The sequence below is a fragment of the Citrobacter sp. CK189 genome (genome assembly GCF_030333505.1).
Lineage (GTDB): Bacteria > Pseudomonadota > Gammaproteobacteria > Enterobacterales > Enterobacteriaceae > Citrobacter_B > Citrobacter_B koseri.
On the sequence record NZ_JAOWFV010000040.1, the window covers coordinates 232285 to 248304 of the forward strand.

19 protein-coding genes are annotated in these 16020 nt (G+C 53.8%); 14 read left to right on the forward strand and 5 right to left on the reverse strand.

From position 1 onward, the window contains the following. Positions 1-45 precede the first annotated feature (45 nt). A complete protein-coding gene (ulaG, locus tag OGV83_RS19425) occupies positions 46-1110 on the reverse strand; it encodes an L-ascorbate 6-phosphate lactonase (protein ID WP_024130791.1) in 1065 nt (354 codons plus the stop codon). Between the two features lie 363 nt (positions 1111-1473). Between ulaG and ulaA the strand changes: the two genes are divergently transcribed. Genes ulaA through OGV83_RS19455 form a run of 6 tightly spaced genes read left to right on the forward strand, consistent with a single transcriptional unit; the run spans position 1474 to position 5883 of the window. Next, positions 1474-2871 (forward strand): PTS ascorbate transporter subunit IIC, encoded by a 1398-nt coding sequence (ulaA, locus tag OGV83_RS19430; RefSeq protein WP_012134419.1) that lies wholly within the window; start codon positions 1474-1476, stop codon positions 2869-2871. 15 nt (positions 2872-2886) lie between these two features. Continuing rightward, the gene (gene ulaB, locus OGV83_RS19435) at positions 2887-3192 is read left to right on the forward strand and encodes a PTS ascorbate transporter subunit IIB (protein ID WP_024130790.1); all 306 of its coding nucleotides are present in this window, start codon (positions 2887-2889) and stop codon (positions 3190-3192) included. A 9-nt stretch (positions 3193-3201) separates the two neighbouring features. Continuing rightward, positions 3202-3669: a PTS ascorbate transporter subunit IIA gene (ulaC, locus tag OGV83_RS19440; protein ID WP_012134416.1), complete on the forward strand. Its 468-nt coding sequence runs from the start codon at positions 3202-3204 to the stop codon at positions 3667-3669. Positions 3670-3682: 13 nt separating this feature from the next. Further along, on the forward strand, positions 3683-4333 hold the full coding sequence (ulaD, locus tag OGV83_RS19445; RefSeq protein ID WP_024130789.1) for a 3-keto-L-gulonate-6-phosphate decarboxylase UlaD: 651 nt from the start codon (positions 3683-3685) through the stop codon (positions 4331-4333). 9 nt (positions 4334-4342) lie between these two features. Beyond that, on the forward strand, positions 4343-5197 hold the full coding sequence (locus OGV83_RS19450) for an L-ribulose-5-phosphate 3-epimerase (RefSeq protein WP_012134413.1): 855 nt from the start codon (positions 4343-4345) through the stop codon (positions 5195-5197). Further along, on the forward strand, positions 5197-5883 hold the full coding sequence (locus tag OGV83_RS19455; RefSeq protein WP_012134412.1) for an L-ribulose-5-phosphate 4-epimerase: 687 nt from the start codon (positions 5197-5199) through the stop codon (positions 5881-5883). The genes OGV83_RS19450 and OGV83_RS19455 overlap by 1 nt, the downstream gene beginning before the upstream one ends. A 134-nt stretch (positions 5884-6017) precedes the next feature. Here OGV83_RS19455 and yjfY read toward each other — a convergent pair whose 3' ends face one another. Continuing rightward, the gene (yjfY, locus tag OGV83_RS19460) at positions 6018-6293 is read right to left on the reverse strand and encodes a DUF1471 family protein YjfY (RefSeq protein ID WP_024130788.1); all 276 of its coding nucleotides are present in this window, start codon (positions 6291-6293) and stop codon (positions 6018-6020) included. Between the two features lie 333 nt (positions 6294-6626). Here yjfY and rpsF point away from each other — a divergent pair, with 333 nt between their 5' ends. From rpsF to OGV83_RS19485, 5 genes are all read left to right on the forward strand, one after another. Continuing rightward, on the forward strand, positions 6627-7022 hold the full coding sequence (gene rpsF, locus OGV83_RS19465; RefSeq protein ID WP_012134408.1) for a 30S ribosomal protein S6: 396 nt from the start codon (positions 6627-6629) through the stop codon (positions 7020-7022). Between the two features lie 6 nt (positions 7023-7028). Further along, on the forward strand, positions 7029-7343 hold the full coding sequence (gene priB / locus OGV83_RS19470) for a primosomal replication protein N (RefSeq protein ID WP_012134407.1): 315 nt from the start codon (positions 7029-7031) through the stop codon (positions 7341-7343). Between the two features lie 4 nt (positions 7344-7347). Beyond that, a complete protein-coding gene (gene rpsR / locus OGV83_RS19475; protein WP_000135199.1) occupies positions 7348-7575 on the forward strand; it encodes a 30S ribosomal protein S18 in 228 nt (75 codons plus the stop codon). Positions 7576-7616: 41 nt separating this feature from the next. After that, complete coding sequence (gene rplI / locus OGV83_RS19480) at positions 7617-8066, forward strand: 50S ribosomal protein L9 (RefSeq protein WP_012134405.1); 450 nt, start codon at positions 7617-7619, stop codon at positions 8064-8066. A gap of 138 nt (positions 8067-8204) precedes the next feature. Continuing rightward, positions 8205-9134, forward strand: a complete 930-nt coding sequence (locus OGV83_RS19485) for a DMT family transporter (RefSeq protein WP_049010943.1) — start codon at positions 8205-8207, stop codon at positions 9132-9134. Positions 9135-9222: 88 nt separating this feature from the next. Here OGV83_RS19485 and OGV83_RS19490 read toward each other — a convergent pair whose 3' ends face one another. Next, on the reverse strand, positions 9223-9873 hold the full coding sequence (locus OGV83_RS19490; protein ID WP_012134403.1) for an OapA family protein: 651 nt from the start codon (positions 9871-9873) through the stop codon (positions 9223-9225). 219 nt (positions 9874-10092) lie between these two features. Here OGV83_RS19490 and bamJ point away from each other — a divergent pair, with 219 nt between their 5' ends. Both bamJ and cycA read left to right on the forward strand, forming a co-directional pair. Further along, complete coding sequence (gene bamJ / locus OGV83_RS19495) at positions 10093-10713, forward strand: BamJ family beta-barrel-assembly machinery protein (protein WP_024130787.1); 621 nt, start codon at positions 10093-10095, stop codon at positions 10711-10713. A gap of 309 nt (positions 10714-11022) precedes the next feature. Continuing rightward, positions 11023-12432, forward strand: coding sequence for a D-serine/D-alanine/glycine transporter (cycA, locus tag OGV83_RS19500; protein WP_012134401.1), 1410 nt, complete (start codon positions 11023-11025; stop codon positions 12430-12432). 79 nt (positions 12433-12511) lie between these two features. On the opposite strand, the gene ytfE is transcribed toward cycA, so the two are convergent. Beyond that, positions 12512-13174, reverse strand: coding sequence for an iron-sulfur cluster repair protein YtfE (ytfE, locus tag OGV83_RS19505; protein WP_012134400.1), 663 nt, complete (start codon positions 13172-13174; stop codon positions 12512-12514). Between the two features lie 245 nt (positions 13175-13419). On the opposite strand from ytfE, the gene OGV83_RS19510 reads away from it, so the two are divergent. Further along, positions 13420-14973, forward strand: a complete 1554-nt coding sequence (locus tag OGV83_RS19510) for a methyl-accepting chemotaxis protein (RefSeq protein WP_012134399.1) — start codon at positions 13420-13422, stop codon at positions 14971-14973. A 63-nt stretch (positions 14974-15036) separates the two neighbouring features. On the opposite strand, the gene OGV83_RS19515 is transcribed toward OGV83_RS19510, so the two are convergent. Further along, entirely contained in the window at positions 15037-16002 is a 966-nt protein-coding gene (locus OGV83_RS19515; protein ID WP_058668467.1) for a DMT family transporter, read from the reverse strand. Positions 16003-16020: the final 18 nt, after the last annotated feature.

A 16020-nucleotide genomic window follows, 5' to 3' on the forward strand; every position in this document is an offset into this window, starting at 1 on the left:
AGTAAATATAGAAAAATGCCGGGAAAACCCGGCATCGGAGAACAATTACAGGAAGGATTTGAACGGTAAATCCGGTTCCATCGTGAAGCAGTCATCAAAACCACGCGGGTAGTGATATTCAAAATTGTCTTTATCCAGTGGCCAGGTGAACTTACCGCCAACCTGCCAGATAAACGGCTTGAAGCCATACTTCAGGCGATCTTTTTTCATTTCCCACAGAACGCGAATTTCCTGCGGATCGGCCTGGAAGTTCGACCAGATATCATGGTGGAACGGAATCACAACTTTCGTGTTCAGCGCTTCCGCCATACGCAGCATGTCGGCGCTGGTCATCTTGTCGGTGATGCCACGCGGGTTCTCGCCATAGGAGCCGAGCGCCACGTCGATCTGATGCTCATTGCCGTGCTTCGCATAGTAGTTGGAGTAGTGAGAGTCGCCGCTGTGATACAGCGTACCGCCCGGCGTTTTGAACAGGTAGTTCACCGCGCGCGCATCCATGCCGTCCGGCAGTACGCCCGCCGCCTTTTGATCGGCCGGAAGCGTGATGAGCGCAGTACGATCAAACGCATCAAGCGCATGAATTTCGATGTCTTTCACTTTCACAACATCGCCCGGTTTGACCACGATGCAGCGCTCTTTCGGCACGCCCCAGCCAATCCACAGGTCAACGCAGGTTTGCGGCCCGATGAAAGGCACATCGTCAGCGCAGTTTTGCATCACCGCTGCGGCGACGTTGACGTCGATATGATCGTTATGATCGTGAGTGGCCAGCACGGCATCGATCTGGCGAATCGCGAAAGGATCGAGAACAAACGGCGTGGTGCGCAGGTTCGGCTGCAATTTCTTCACCCCAGCCATGCGCTGCATCTGATGGCCCGTTTTCATCAACGGATTGCCGTGGCTTTGTTTGCCGGTGCCGCACCAGAAATCAACGCATACGTTGGTGCCGCCTTCTGATTTCAGCCAGATGCCGGTGCAACCGAGCCACCACATAGCAAATGTGCCGGGCGCGACCTGTTCCTGTTCGATCTCTTCATTCAGCCAGCTTCCCCACTCAGGAAAGGTGCTCAGGATCCATGATTCACGCGTGATACTTTTCACTTTACTCATCGCATTTACCTTCATGTTTGTTCAAATTGAATCAGTGTGTGATTGGTTTTGATTAATCCTGACATTATTTTTTCAAGATGGCAACGGCATATTTTTGCTTGTGAAGGGCGGTCTGGAAGTAAAGGAGAACGTAATGAAGGGCGTATAACTATTGAAATTAAATATATCTATTTGATTAAAATGAGTTTTATTGATGGCTGGTTAACGTCGGGTTAATCCTTTTCTGAAGTGTGGGAATTATTTGCGTGGTGCGTCACAATTAATCAAATTCAATCTTGTTGTGATTACTTTTGAAAATTAGAGTGGTGACACAACAACCTGAGCGTACGCAGAGCTCAGCAACTTCGTCTACTGGAGATCGTTATGGAGATCCTCTACAACATCTTTACCGTTTTCTTTAACCAGGTTATGACCAATGCTCCGCTGCTACTGGGTATTGTCACCTGTCTGGGCTATATCCTCCTACGCAAAAGTGTCAGCGTTATTATCAAAGGTACGATAAAAACCATTATTGGTTTCATGTTATTACAGGCAGGGTCCGGCATCCTGACCAGTACCTTTAAGCCCGTCGTGGCGAAGATGTCTGAGGTGTATGGCATCAACGGCGCGATTTCTGATACTTACGCCTCCATGATGGCGACGATCGAACGCATGGGCGATGCCTACAGTTGGGTCGGGTATGCCGTGCTGTTAGCGCTGGCATTGAATATCGGCTACGTGCTGCTGCGCCGGATTACCGGGATTCGCACCATCATGCTTACCGGGCATATCATGTTCCAGCAGGCGGGGCTGATCGCGGTGTTCTTCTACATCTTCGGTTATCCGATGTGGACCACCATTATCTGCACGGCGGTTCTGGTGTCCCTGTATTGGGGGATCACCTCCAATATGATGTATAAGCCGACGCAGGAAGTTACAGACGGCTGTGGTTTCTCCATTGGTCACCAGCAACAGTTTGCCGCATGGCTGGCGTATAAAGTCGCGCCATATCTCGGTAAAAAAGAAGAGAGCGTTGAAGATCTCAAACTGCCCGGCTGGCTGAATATCTTCCACGACAATATCGTCTCCACGGCAATTGTCATGACCATCTTCTTCGGCGCGATCCTGCTCTCTTTTGGCCTGGATGTGGTTCAGGCGATGGCGGGTAAAACGCACTGGTCTATCTATATCCTGCAAACCGGCTTCCAGTTCGCTGTCGCTATTTTCATCATCACGCAGGGCGTGCGCATGTTTGTCGCAGAACTGTCCGAAGCATTTAACGGTATCTCTCAGCGTCTGATCCCCGGTGCTGTGCTGGCGATTGACTGTGCGGCGATTTATAGCTTCGCGCCGAACGCGGTGGTCTGGGGCTTTATGTGGGGCACGATTGGTCAGCTGATCGCCGTTGGTATTCTGGTAGGTTGCGGTTCTTCCATTCTGATTATCCCTGGCTTTATCCCAATGTTCTTCTCTAACGCCACGATTGGCGTGTTCGCTAACCACTTTGGCGGCTGGCGCGCGGCGCTCAAGATTTGCCTGGTTATGGGCATGATCGAAATCTTTGGCTGCGTCTGGGCGGTGAAACTGACCGGTATGAGCGCCTGGATGGGAATGGCGGACTGGTCGATTCTGGCGCCTCCGATGATGCAAGGCTTCGTCAGCATCGGGCTGATGTTTATGAGCGTCATGATACTGATTTCACTGGCTTATATGTTCTTCGCAGGGCGCACATTGCGCGCTGAAGAAGATGCAGAAAAACAACTGGCAGAACACTCTGCTTAATAAGGAGTTCCGATTATGACCGTACGTATTCTGGCTGTTTGTGGTTGTGGGCAAGGTAGTTCAATGATCATGAAAATGAAAGTTGACCAGTTTCTGACGCAGCAGGGCGTTGCGCACACGGTAAATAGCTGCGCAGTGGGTGAGTACAAAAGTGAGCTGAACGGCGCGGACATCATTATTGCCTCGACGCACGTCGCCAGCGAAATCACCGTCTCCGGTAATAAATATGTGGTGGGCGTGCGCAATATGCTTTCCGCCGCTGATTTTGGTCCGAAACTGATGGAAGTGATCAAAGAGCACTTTCCGAACGACCTGAAATAAGGACGCAGCATGAAATTACGTGATTCGCTGGCGGAGAATAAGTCCATTCGCCTGAATGCAGAAGCGAGCACCTGGCAGGAGGCGGTGAAAATCGGCGTAGACCTGCTGGTGGAAGCAGATGTTGTGGAGCCGCGTTACTACCAGGCCATTCTTGATGGCGTAGAGCGTTTTGGTCCGTATTTTGTGATTGCGCCAGGCCTGGCGATGCCGCATGGCCGCCCGGAAGAGGGCGTCAAAAAAACCGGCTTCGCGCTGGTGACGCTGAAAACGCCGATGGTCTTCAACCACGAAGATAATGACCCGGTCGATATCCTCATCACGCTGGCGGCAGTGGATGCCCGCGCGCATCAGGAAGACGGCATCATGCAAATCGTCAACCTGTTTGAAGATGAAGCCAACTTTGACCGTTTACGCGCCTGCCGTACCGAGCAGGATGTGCTGGATTTAATTGATAACGCCACTGCGGCGGCAGTTTAAGTAAGGAATAGAAATGTCATTACCTATGTTGCAAGTTGCGCTGGATAACCAGACGCTGTCCCACGCTTACGAAACGACCCGCCTGATCGCGGAAGAAGTCGATATTATCGAAGTTGGCACCATCCTGTGCGTGGGTGAAGGCGTACGTGCGGTACGCGATCTGAAAGCGCTCTATCCGCATAAGATCGTGCTGGCTGACGCCAAAATTGCGGACGCGGGGAAAATTCTTTCTCGTATGTGCTTTGAAGCCAACGCGGATTGGGTGACGGTTATCTGCTGCGCGGATATCAACACCGCCAAAGGCGCGCTGGAAGTGGCGCAAGAGTTTAACGGCGATGTGCAGATTGAACTGACCGGCTACTGGACCTGGGAGCAGGCGCAGGAGTGGCGCGATGCGGGGATTCAGCAGGTGGTTTATCACCGTAGCCGTGATGCACAGGCCGCTGGCGTGGCCTGGGGCGAAGCGGATATCAGCGCGATCAAACGTCTCTCTGATATGGGCTTTAAAGTGACTGTGACCGGCGGCCTGGCGCTGGAAGACCTGCCGCTGTTTAAGGGCATTCCAATCCATGTCTTTATTGCCGGTCGCAGCATTCGCGACGCCGCCTCTCCGGTTGAAGCCGCGCGTCAGTTCAAACGTTCTATCGCCCAGTTGTGGGGATAAGGAGCGGATATGCTGTCTAAACAGACTCCGCTTGGCATCTACGAAAAAGCGCTCCCCGCCGGGGAGTGCTGGTTGGATCGCCTGCGGCTGGCGAAAGAACTGGGCTTCGATTTCGTTGAAATGTCTGTCGATGAAACCGATGCCCGCCTGGCGCGCCTCGACTGGAACCGTGAGCAGCGCCTGGCGCTGGTGAGCGCTATCGCTGAGACCGGCGTGCGGGTGCCGTCCATGTGCCTGAGCGCGCATCGTCGCTTTCCGTTGGGCAGCGAAGATGATGCTGTACGTGCGCAAGGGCTGGAGATCATGCGTAAAGCCATTCAGTTTGCGCAGGATATTGGTATTCGCGTCATCCAGCTTGCGGGTTACGACGTGTACTATCAGGAGGCCAACAATGAAACGCGCCGTCGTTTTCGTGATGGGCTGAAAGAGAGCGTCGAGATGGCAAGCCGTGCCCAGGTCACGCTGGCGATGGAGATCATGGATTACCCTCTGATGAACTCCATCAGCAAAGCGCTGGGTTATGCGCACTATCTTAATAACCCGTGGTTCCAGCTTTATCCTGATATTGGCAACCTGTCAGCCTGGGATAACGATGTGCAGATGGAGTTGCAGGCTGGAATGGGGCATATCGTCGCGGTTCATGTCAAAGATACGAAGCCAGGCGTGTTCAAGAACGTGCCGTTTGGTGAAGGTGTCGTCGATTTTGAACGCTGTTTCGCCACGCTCAAGCAGAGTGGGTATTGCGGGCCATACCTGATTGAGATGTGGAGTGAAACGTCGGACGATCCGGCGCGTGAGGTGGCGAAAGCGCGTGATTGGGTGAAAGCGCGTATGGCCAGCGCCGGTCTGGTGGAGACAGCATAATGCAAAAACTCAGGCAGCACGTTTTTGAAGCCAATATGGATTTGCCGCGTTATGGCCTGGTGACTTTCACCTGGGGCAACGTCAGCGCGATCGACAGGGAGCGTGGGCTGGTGGTCATTAAGCCTAGCGGGGTGGCTTATGAAACCATGAAAGCGGACGATATGGTGGTGGTGGATCTCCAGGGCAATGTGGTGGAAGGGCAGTGGCGGCCTTCTTCCGATACCGCCACGCATCTGGCGCTGTACCGTCGTTACCCTTCGCTGGGCGGCATTGTGCACACGCACTCTACGCATGCCACGGCGTGGGCGCAGGCAGGGCTGGCGATCCCGGCGCTGGGCACAACCCATGCGGACTACTTCTTTGGCGATATCCCCTGTACCAGGGCGTTAACCGAAGAAGAAGTGCAGGGTGAATATGAGCTGAACACCGGCCATGTGATTATCGAAACGCTGGGTGATGGTCAGCCGCTGCATACGCCTGGCGTCGTGGTGTATCAGCACGGGCCGTTCGCCTGGGGCAAAGATGCGCATGATGCCGTGCATAATGCGGTGGTGATGGAAGAGGTCGCGCGGATGGCATGGATTGCTCGCGGTATCAATCCGGCGCTCAGCCCGATCGACGATTATTTAATGAATAAACATTTTATGCGTAAGCATGGGCCTGACGCCTATTACGGACAAAAGTAAGACACGTGCCCTGGAATCATTACTTCCTTCGGGATGTTACCGGCCTGATTCCGGGGCCGCTTTTGCCATAAAAAAGCCCCCGGTGAAGGGGGCAAGTCAAACTATGGCAATGTTCTCGTTGGTTTTTCCTGGTGCTAGCGATAAATATCCGCGCTGGCGCGCATGTTGCCGTTACTTCCCGGTTCCCGGGTCAGGATGGCGTGGTAGTACGTTGCGCCTCGCGCATCTGTCTCTTCATTCAATGCCTGATCTGCTTCACTTTCAGTGGCGAAGTTATGGTTTATATAAATCACGCCTAAGCTCTGCACATCATCCATATTTCGTGCCTGGTGATTATCGATTTTGATGGCTGCCATCGCGTTTGCACTGAGCAAAAGCGCAGCCAGAAGGGTCATAACACGCGCTCGCATACTGTACCTCCTCGACTGCTGTGTCTGGTTAGCAATATCTCCTGTAAGTGAATTGCTTCTGATTTAATTTTAATCGCTACCAGCGAAGTCGATAGCGACCATTTCTGATGCAGTTGTTCAAAAAATTGGCGCGATGCCATGTGATTAATTTTAAATCACATGGTTAACCTGTCTTTGCGCTTCGTGTGAATTTTTGCGCAATCAACTTGTGTTTCCTCATGGGCGCAAGTATTATGACGCGTCATTTTTCAGCCGACCTTTAACACGTTCCTTGCCTCCCCGGGATTCGGCTGACCCAGACAGGAGGCTGAATAATCCGTAAGGAGCAATTCGATGCGTCATTACGAAATCGTTTTTATGGTCCATCCTGACCAGAGCGAACAGGTTCCGGGCATGATCGAGCGCTACACTGGTGCAATCACTGGTGCAGAAGGTAAGATCCACCGTCTGGAAGACTGGGGCCGCCGTCAGCTGGCTTACCCGATCAACAAACTGCACAAAGCTCACTACGTTCTGCTGAACGTTGAAGCGCCGCAGGAAGTGATCGATGAGCTGGAAACTAACTTCCGCTTCAACGATGCCGTTATCCGTAGCATGGTAATGCGTACTAAGCACGCTGTTACCGAAGCATCTCCGATGGTTAAAGCGAAAGACGAGCGCCGTGAGCGTCGCGATGATTTCGCAAACGAAACCGCAGATGATGCAGATGCTGGGGATTCTGAAGAGTAATTTCTGATGACCAACCGTCTGGCGTTGTCCGGCACCGTGTGCAGGATGCCCCTTCGAAAGGTCAGTCCATCAGGAATTCCGCACTGCCAGTTCGTGCTTGAGCATCGTTCTGTGCAGGAGGAAGCCGGGTTTCACCGGCAGGCGTGGTGTCAAATGCCCGTTATTGTTAGCGGACACGAAAACCAGGCCATTACTCACAGTATAACGGTCGGCAGCCGCATAACCGTTCAGGGGTTCATCTCTTGCCACAAGGCAAAGAACGGTCTGAGCAAAATGGTTCTGCATGCCGAGCAGATTGAATTGATAGATTCTGGAGACTAGCCATATGGCACGTTATTTCCGTCGTCGCAAGTTCTGCCGTTTCACCGCGGAAGGCGTTCAAGAGATCGACTATAAAGATATCGCTACGCTGAAAAACTACATCACCGAAAGCGGTAAGATTGTCCCAAGCCGTATCACCGGTACCCGTGCAAAATACCAGCGTCAGCTGGCTCGCGCTATCAAACGCGCTCGCTACCTGTCCCTGCTGCCGTACACTGATCGTCATCAGTAATCGGCCACGGTCCATTAATACGACTTTGAGAGGATAAGGTAATGCAAGTTATTCTGCTTGATAAAGTAGCAAACCTGGGTAGCCTGGGTGATCAGGTTAACGTTAAAGCGGGCTACGCTCGTAACTTCCTGGTACCACAGGGTAAAGCTGTTCCTGCTACCAAGAAAAACGTTGAGTTCTTCGAAGCACGTCGCGCTGAACTGGAAGCTAAACTGGCTGACGTTCTGGCTGCTGCAAATGCACGCGCAGAGAAAATCAACGCCCTGGAAACCGTAACCATCGCGTCCAAAGCTGGCGACGAAGGTAAACTGTTCGGTTCCATCGGTACTCGCGACATCGCTGACGCTGTAACAGCAGCAGGCGTTGAAGTGGCTAAGAGCGAAGTTCGTCTGCCGAACGGCGTTCTGCGTACCACTGGTGAGCACGAAGTGAACTTCCAGGTTCACAGCGAAGTATTCGCTAAACTGACTGTAAACGTAGTAGCTGAATAAGTTTTATTCTTCTATCGCGTAAAAACGCCGGCCTTGTGCTGGCGTTTTGCTTTTCTGCCCCCCTGTTTTTCGCACTGGCTATTCTTTACCCTTTTCGGGATAATAAAAAATAAAACATTATTTCAAAGTGGTGATGGAATGGAGATAACCCACCAGCAGCCCCTGTTCGCGCGTAAAAACGTTGTCTATCTGGGGGCGGCATTTTGTTGTCTGTTATGGGGAAGCGCCTACCCGGCGATAAAAAGCGGGTACGAGATCTTTCAGATTGCGACAGATGATATCCCGTCAAAAATTGTCTTTGCCGGATACCGTTTCTTGTTCGCGGGGTTATTGCTGCTGTTGCTGGCGATGGCGCAGCGTAAACCGATCGGCCGCTTAAGCCCGCGCCAGTTTGGCCAACTGACCCTGCTGGGGCTGACGCAAACCTCGCTGCAATATATCTTTTTCTATATCGGTCTGGCGTTCACCACGGGCGTGAAAGGATCGATCATGAATGCCACAGGCACTTTTTTTAGCGTGTTGCTGGCGCACTTCATCTACCAGAACGACAAACTGAGCTACAACAAAACCCTCGGCTGTATTCTTGGCTTTGCCGGGGTGATGGTGGTGAACTTCAACAGCGGGCTGATGGATTTCAGCTTTAGCCTGTTGGGTGATGGCTCCGTGGTGCTGGCTGCTTTTATTCTTTCTGCCGCGACCCTTTACGGTAAACGTATTTCGCAGACGGTTGACCCAACGGTGATGACGGGCTATCAGCTTGGCATCGGCGGCCTGGCGCTGGTGATTGGCGGCTATGCCTTCGGCGGCTCGCTCTCCGTGCACGGCCTCGCTTCTGTGGCGATTCTGGGCTATCTGACGCTGCTCTCGTCTGTTGCTTTTGCGCTGTGGAGTATTTTGCTCAAGTACAACCGCGTCGGGATGATTGCGCCGTTTAACTTCCTGATTCCGGTTTCTGGTGCGGTGCTGTCGGCGATTTTCCTCGGCGAAAATATTTTTGAATTGAAATATGCGGTTGCGCTGGTGCTGGTGTGTTCGGGGATCTGGTGGGTGAACAAGGTGAAGCGGTAACGCCTGATGGCGCTACCGCTTATCAGGCCTGCAATCGCGGGTGCCGTAGGCCGGATAAGGCGATGCCGCCATCCGGCAATTTGCGCGCTTAACGGGCGCGAATAAAGCTGCCGTTTGGCTGACGGGTAAACAGAACCTGTTGGTCATTACCGGTATCGATGGTCAATCCTGTCACCACGCCATTCGCATTCTGGCGGATCTGCACCATCTGGCCATCTTTCAGATTGCTCAGCGGCTTGCCTGCGCCTTCAACCTGCGCCATCGCGTAAACGTCCGTTGGCGGCAGGCCGTGGTCACGGAACAACTGCGCCAGCGTTTTACCTGACTCCACGCGATAGGAGCGCCACTGCTGGTCAATTCCCCCGTTCTGCTGGAAAGGCTGTGTTTGCGGCTGGGATTGCTGCGTCTGCGGCGGCTCTTCCGGTTGACCTTCCTGGATGGGTTCCGGCGCTACGGGGGCGACCTGTCCCGGATCGTTTTGCGGGGCGACCAGTTGCGCCTGAAGTTCGGCTTCCGTCGGCGGTTGCGACTGTGACTGGATATCTGTCTGGACATTACGCGTGACGACGGGCGTATCGCGGGTATCATTCGAGGGAAGCAGAAAACCGACCACCAGCACGATAGCGGCAATAATAATGCCACGGCGATGCATAGGCGGCAGCGGGTCCATGATGCGAAAATTGTCCGGTGCATGCCAGATTTTCGCCAGGGTTGGTTTTAGTTCAAAGCGCCCGGGCATGGCTTTCCTCCTGCTCCGCGTCTCGTTCCTCAATCATAGAGTATAGATGCCTAACGCTATGATGTTCGTAGTTATACCCGCTTTCGTGACATCAGCATGGGTTATTCTTATTGTTTCTTTTTCCCCGCGATTTGTCATCTCTTCCCGAGACAAAGTTTTACCGGAAGAGACGTGGCTGTTATGCTGCCCGCTACTTTACCTCCGATGAAAGGAAATATGATGGCAACCCCGACTTTTGACACTATCGAAGCGCAAGCAAGCTACGGCATTGGTTTACAGGTAGGGCAGCAGCTGAGCGAATCCGGTCTGGAAGGTCTGTTGCCTGAAGCGCTGGTGGCAGGTATCGCTGATGCGCTGGAAGGCAAACACCCGGCAGTGCCTGTTGATGTGGTGCATCGCGCGCTGCGTGAAATTCACGAACGTGCGGATGCCGTACGTCGCGAACGTTTCCAGGCAATGGCGGCAGATGGCGTCAAATATCTGGAAGAAAACCGTGAGAAAGAGGGTGTGAACAGCACCGAATCCGGTCTGCAATTCCGCGTGATCACCCAGGGTGAAGGCGCGATTCCGGCGCGTACTGACCGTGTACGCGTACACTACACCGGCAAACTGATCGACGGCACCGTCTTTGACAGCTCCGTTGCGCGCGGTGAACCGGCTGAATTCCCGGTGAACGGCGTGATCCCAGGCTGGATTGAAGCGCTGACCCTGATGCCGGTTGGTTCCAAATGGGAACTGACTATCCCTCAGGAACTGGCCTACGGCGAGCGTGGCGCGGGCGCGTCCATTCCTCCGTTCAGCACTCTGGTGTTTGACGTAGAACTGCTGGAAATCCTGTAAGCAGTGACTTCTGTTCCCCTCTTTGTTGGGGGGAACAGAAAATATGCAAGAAAACCGTAAGTTAGCCAGATGTCGATATTTTATCTTGCAAATGTAGCTATTGCGTGTATTTTTGTGAGCTAATTCGCGTTGCCAGAGTGATATGACACTCACTTTAAACATATAATTAACATTATATCTAAATCTTAGTATTCATCCCGCCGATTCTTACCTAATATCGATGAGTCCTGATAACAGGATCGTCGTATCATATGACGCACTAAAGGCCGCAGAGCCTGCACAACACAGACAGGTACAGGAAGAAAAAACATGGTAGATCAGGTAAAAGTCGTTGCCGACGAACAGGCACCGGCTGAACAGTCGCTACGGCGCAATCTCACAAACCGTCATATTCAGCTTATTGCGATTGGCGGCGCCATCGGCACCGGCTTATTTATGGGTTCCGGTAAAACGATCAGCCTCGCCGGGCCGTCGATCATTTTCGTTTATATGATCATCGGTTTTATGCTCTTTTTCGTCATGCGGGCAATGGGTGAATTGCTGCTCTCGAATCTGGAATATAAATCCTTCAGTGATTTCGCTTCCGACCTGCTCGGGCCGTGGGCGGGATATTTCACCGGCTGGACTTACTGGTTCTGCTGGGTAGTCACCGGGATGGCGGACGTCGTTGCGATTACCGCCTATGCGCAGTTTTGGTTTCCCGGCCTTTCCGACTGGGTCGCCTCGCTGGCGGTCGTTGTTCTGCTGCTGAGCCTTAACCTTGCGACCGTGAAAATGTTCGGCGAGATGGAGTTCTGGTTCGCGATGATCAAGATTGTCGCCATCGTGGCGCTGATCGTCGTCGGTCTGGTGATGGTTATGATGCACTTCAAATCACCGACCGGGGTTGAAGCGTCGTTTACTCATCTGTGGAATGATGGCGGCTGGTTCCCGAAAGGGATCAGCGGCTTCTTTGCTGGCTTCCAGATAGCGGTATTCGCGTTCGTGGGGATTGAACTGGTGGGCACCACCGCCGCAGAGACCAAAGACCCGGAGAAATCCTTGCCGCGCGCGATTAACTCAATCCCGATTCGTATCATCATGTTCTACGTTTTTGCGCTGATCATCATTATGTCGGTCACGCCGTGGAGCTCGGTAGTACCAACCAAGAGCCCGTTTGTTGAGCTGTTTGTACTGGTAGGACTGCCGGCCGCCGCCAGCCTGATTAACTTCGTGGTGCTGACGTCTGCGGCCTCTTCCGCCAACAGCGGCGTGTTCTCTACCAGCCGTATGCTGTTTGGTCTGGCGCAAGAGGGCGTGGCGCCGAAAGCGTTCGCTAAATTGTCTAAGCGCGCGGTGCCGGCGAAAGGGCTGACCTTCTCCTGTATCTGTCTGCTGGGCGGCGTGGTGATGCTGTACATCAATCCGAGCGTGATTGGCGCGTTCACCATGATCACGACGGTGTCGGCTATTCTGTTCATGTTTGTCTGGACCATCATTCTCTGCTCGTACCTGGTGTACCGTAAGCAGCGTCCGCACCTGCATGAGAAGTCCATCTATAAGATGCCGCTTGGTAAGCTGATGTGCTGGGTGTGTATGGCGTTCTTCGTCTTTGTGCTGGTGCTGCTGACGCTGGAAGATGATACCCGTCAGGCGCTGATCGTCACGCCGCTGTGGTTTATTGCGCTGGGGCTGGGCTGGCTGTTTATCGGTAAGAAACGTATGGCAGGAGTGCGTTAATCTTGATGCCCGGTGGCGCAAAGCTTACCGGGCCTACGGATTGTAGGCCGGATAAGCGTTAGCGCCATCCGGCAACACATTATTCCCCGGCCAGTGCGCGCGGGAACAAGACGTTGTTTTCCAGACTGATGTGCTCCATCAGATCGTCAATCATTTCATTAATGCCGTTGTACATCGCTTTCCAGGTGGTGCAGGCTTCTGGCGGCGGCGTGACGTTGTTGGTGGTGTGTTTGATCACTTCCAGCAATTCGCCAGCGTCATCGTGTTCGCTTTCCATGACGCTAATCGGGCCCATTGCCTGGCTTCCCATGCCTTGTTTGATCATCGGGAACAGGATCTGCTCTTCTTTCATCATGTGGCTGGAAAGTTCCTGATGCAGCATAGTCAGGTATTTCGCCAGACCTTTCGGTACGCTGGGTTTATCTGCGTGAACGCGTTCCACTTTGGTGGCTTGCAGGATCAGCTCCGGCAGCTGCTCGCGGTGTCTGTCGTGGTAGCGCACGATAATATGGTCGATAATTTCGGCCAACGGCGCGGTACGCCAGTCCTTCTCAATCGGTTGTTCAGCCAACTGTGCCAGTTCTGCTTCAATGGCTTCTACATCCAGCTCTTTACGTGCAGCAGCGCGCGCGAGCGTCTGCTTACCACCGCAGCAGTAATCCATATCGTACTTACGAAACAGCGCCGAGGCGCGAGGAATAGAGAGCGCCAGTTCACCTAAAGGTTGATCGCGAAAAGACATAGCCGTTACCTCATTCTCAATAATATAAGATGTATTTTAAATGCATCTTTAAGCCGAAGATATAACCCTTTCGGGTCAAAATAAAACGTGATGACCATCACAAAAAAATGTTTGTGCCTTAACGTGCTGAATCTTATTGAAAAGGGCAGGAATACGCGCGGCAAGTCGCCGGGCAAAATTAAATATGCCGGCGGCACTGCCGATAGTTAGACCTCTGACAATACCTGCATAGTAAAAGGCAACAAATGTTCAAACGAATCAAAGTTATAACCTTACTGATTATCGTATTACTCGCCCTCGGCGCGATGCAGCTTATTTCGGCGGGCGTTTTTATCAGCGCGCTTAATAACGATAAGCAAAATTTTACCGTATCGCAGCGTTCCAGCCAGAACGTCGCGGAGTTTACCGATGCCTGGATCAGCCTGAACCAGGCGCGCGTCACGCTTAACCGCGGCATGTTGCGCCTGCAAAGTAGCATGGCCAATGAGATCAACGGCGGTCAGCTAAATGAACTGGTGAAGACGGCGAATGCCCTGCTGGCTGATGCGCAGCGTCATTACGATAAATACTACGCGCTGCCAGAAACGCCGGGGCTGGATGAACACCTGGCCGACCGTCTGGAAGAGCAGTACGGCATCTACTCCGCGACGCTGGCGAAAATGAATACCTTCCTTGCCGCAGGACAACTGGAAGAGATGTTCAAACAGAATGCGGAACAAAAACAGACGGCGATGCAGGACGTGTACCTGGAATGGCGTGCCGCGCAGGCCGAACTGACGAACGCGGGCATTCAACAAAATGAACAGGACTACCAGCGCATTCTGTGGATTCTGGCGGCCGTTATGCTGGCGGTTGTCGCGGTGATCGTGATTAGCTGGCTGGCAATGCAGCGTGTCTTACTTAAACCGTTGCATGATGTTATGGAACATATCCGCCATATTGCGGCAGGCGACCTGACGCGCAATATCCATACCGAAGGCAGTAATGAAATGGCGCTACTGGCGCATAACGTACATGAGATGCAGCAGGCGCTGGCGAACACGGTCAGCGTGGTACGTGAAGGCGCTGACACGATCTATACCGGTGCGGGTGAAATTGCGACAGGCAGTAGCGATCTCTCTTCGCGTACTGAACAGCAGGCCGCATCGCTGGAAGAGACTGCCGCCAGTATGGAACAACTCACCGCAACCGTGAGACAGAACGCCGACAACGCGCGTCAGGCGTCCAGCCTGGCGAAAAATGCCTCTGAGACGGCGCAGAAGGGCGGCAACGTAGTGGACGGCGTTGTGCGCACGATGGATGAAATTGCCACCAGCTCCAGCAAAATCGCGCAGATTACCAGCGTTATCGACGGTATCGCATTCCAGACCAATATCCTGGCGCTGAACGCGGCGGTGGAAGCCGCTCGCGCGGGCGAACAGGGCCGTGGCTTTGCGGTGGTCGCTGGCGAGGTGCGCACGCTGGCGCAGCGTAGCGCGCAGGCGGCGAAAGAGATCAAAACGCTGATTGATGACTCCGGTAATCGGGTCAGCGCGGGTTCCGCGCTGGTGCATGAAGCGGGGGAAACGATGGCGGAAATTGTCAGTGCGGTAACCCGTGTGACCGACATCATGGGGGAGATTGCCTCTGCATCTGATGAACAAAGTCGCGGCATTGACCAGGTTGGCCTGGCGGTGGCGGAGATGGATCGCGTGACGCAGCAGAACGCCGCGCTGGTGGAAGAGTCGGCGACTGCCGCCGTTGCGCTTGAAGAGCAGGCGGCACGTCTGACCCAGACGGTAGCGGTGTTTAAAGTTTAACCTCTGCTCCGGCCTACAGGATAATATCTTGTAGGCCGGATTAACGCAGCGCCATCCGGCACATTATGATTGTGAAACCACGACGACGCCGGGTTTCTGCGGTCTGGCTCTGACGGCTATCACCACCCCAACAATCAGCAGCGCAATGCCGCTTACCGTCAGCAGCGGTGGAAATTCCTCGCGCAGTATAAAGGTGTACAACAGGCCAGCCAGCGTTTCGAACACGATCAAGGGCCCCAGAATCACCGTCGGCAGCTTCTGGCTGGCGACGTTCCAGCATAGCGCCCCCACCCATGAACAGAGCACGGCAATGGCGACCATCAGGGCGACAAAGACATCAGGTCGGGGGCCAAAGGGGAGAGGAAAGCCGGGCATCTGCTTACCCAACCAGATGCAGGCCGCAACATAACCCAGCAGCGAAACGGGAAGCGTCACTAGCGCCTGTGCTGTTGCCCACATCATCGGATGTTTATCCGGGTTTTCCCGCAGCCAGCGGGCATTACGCAACGCGTACCATGCCCAGCACACAACGGAAACCAGCGCCAGCGCGATACCTGAACCGTAGCGCCAGCCGCTAAACTCCGGCAGCCCCTGATTCAGCTCCGCAATATTGACGCACAGCAGGCCAACGCCGATGAGCGCCAGCGCAGGCGCCAGACGCCGCCAGGATAACTTACCATCTCGCTGGCTGTAGAGCAGGTTGGCAAACACCGGGATCACCACCGGCAACGTGCCGATGATCATGGTGGAAACGGGGGCTCCCGTGCGCTGGATAGCGCTCGCCAGGCAGACGTAATAGATCAGATTGCCCATCATCGTCAGCGCGAGTGCGGTTATCCAGTCTTTGCGCGTCAACTGGCGCAGGCGCGCACGCCCCAGCCACGCCAGGGGCACAGCAATTAACCCCAGCGCCAGATAGCGCCCCATCGACTGCAATACCGCCGGATACTCCGGTACGATCAACGGTCCGACAAAAATCAGTCCCCACATTAACCCTGCCAGCAGGGCATACAACACGCCGCTAATCATCGTTGATATCCACATCGT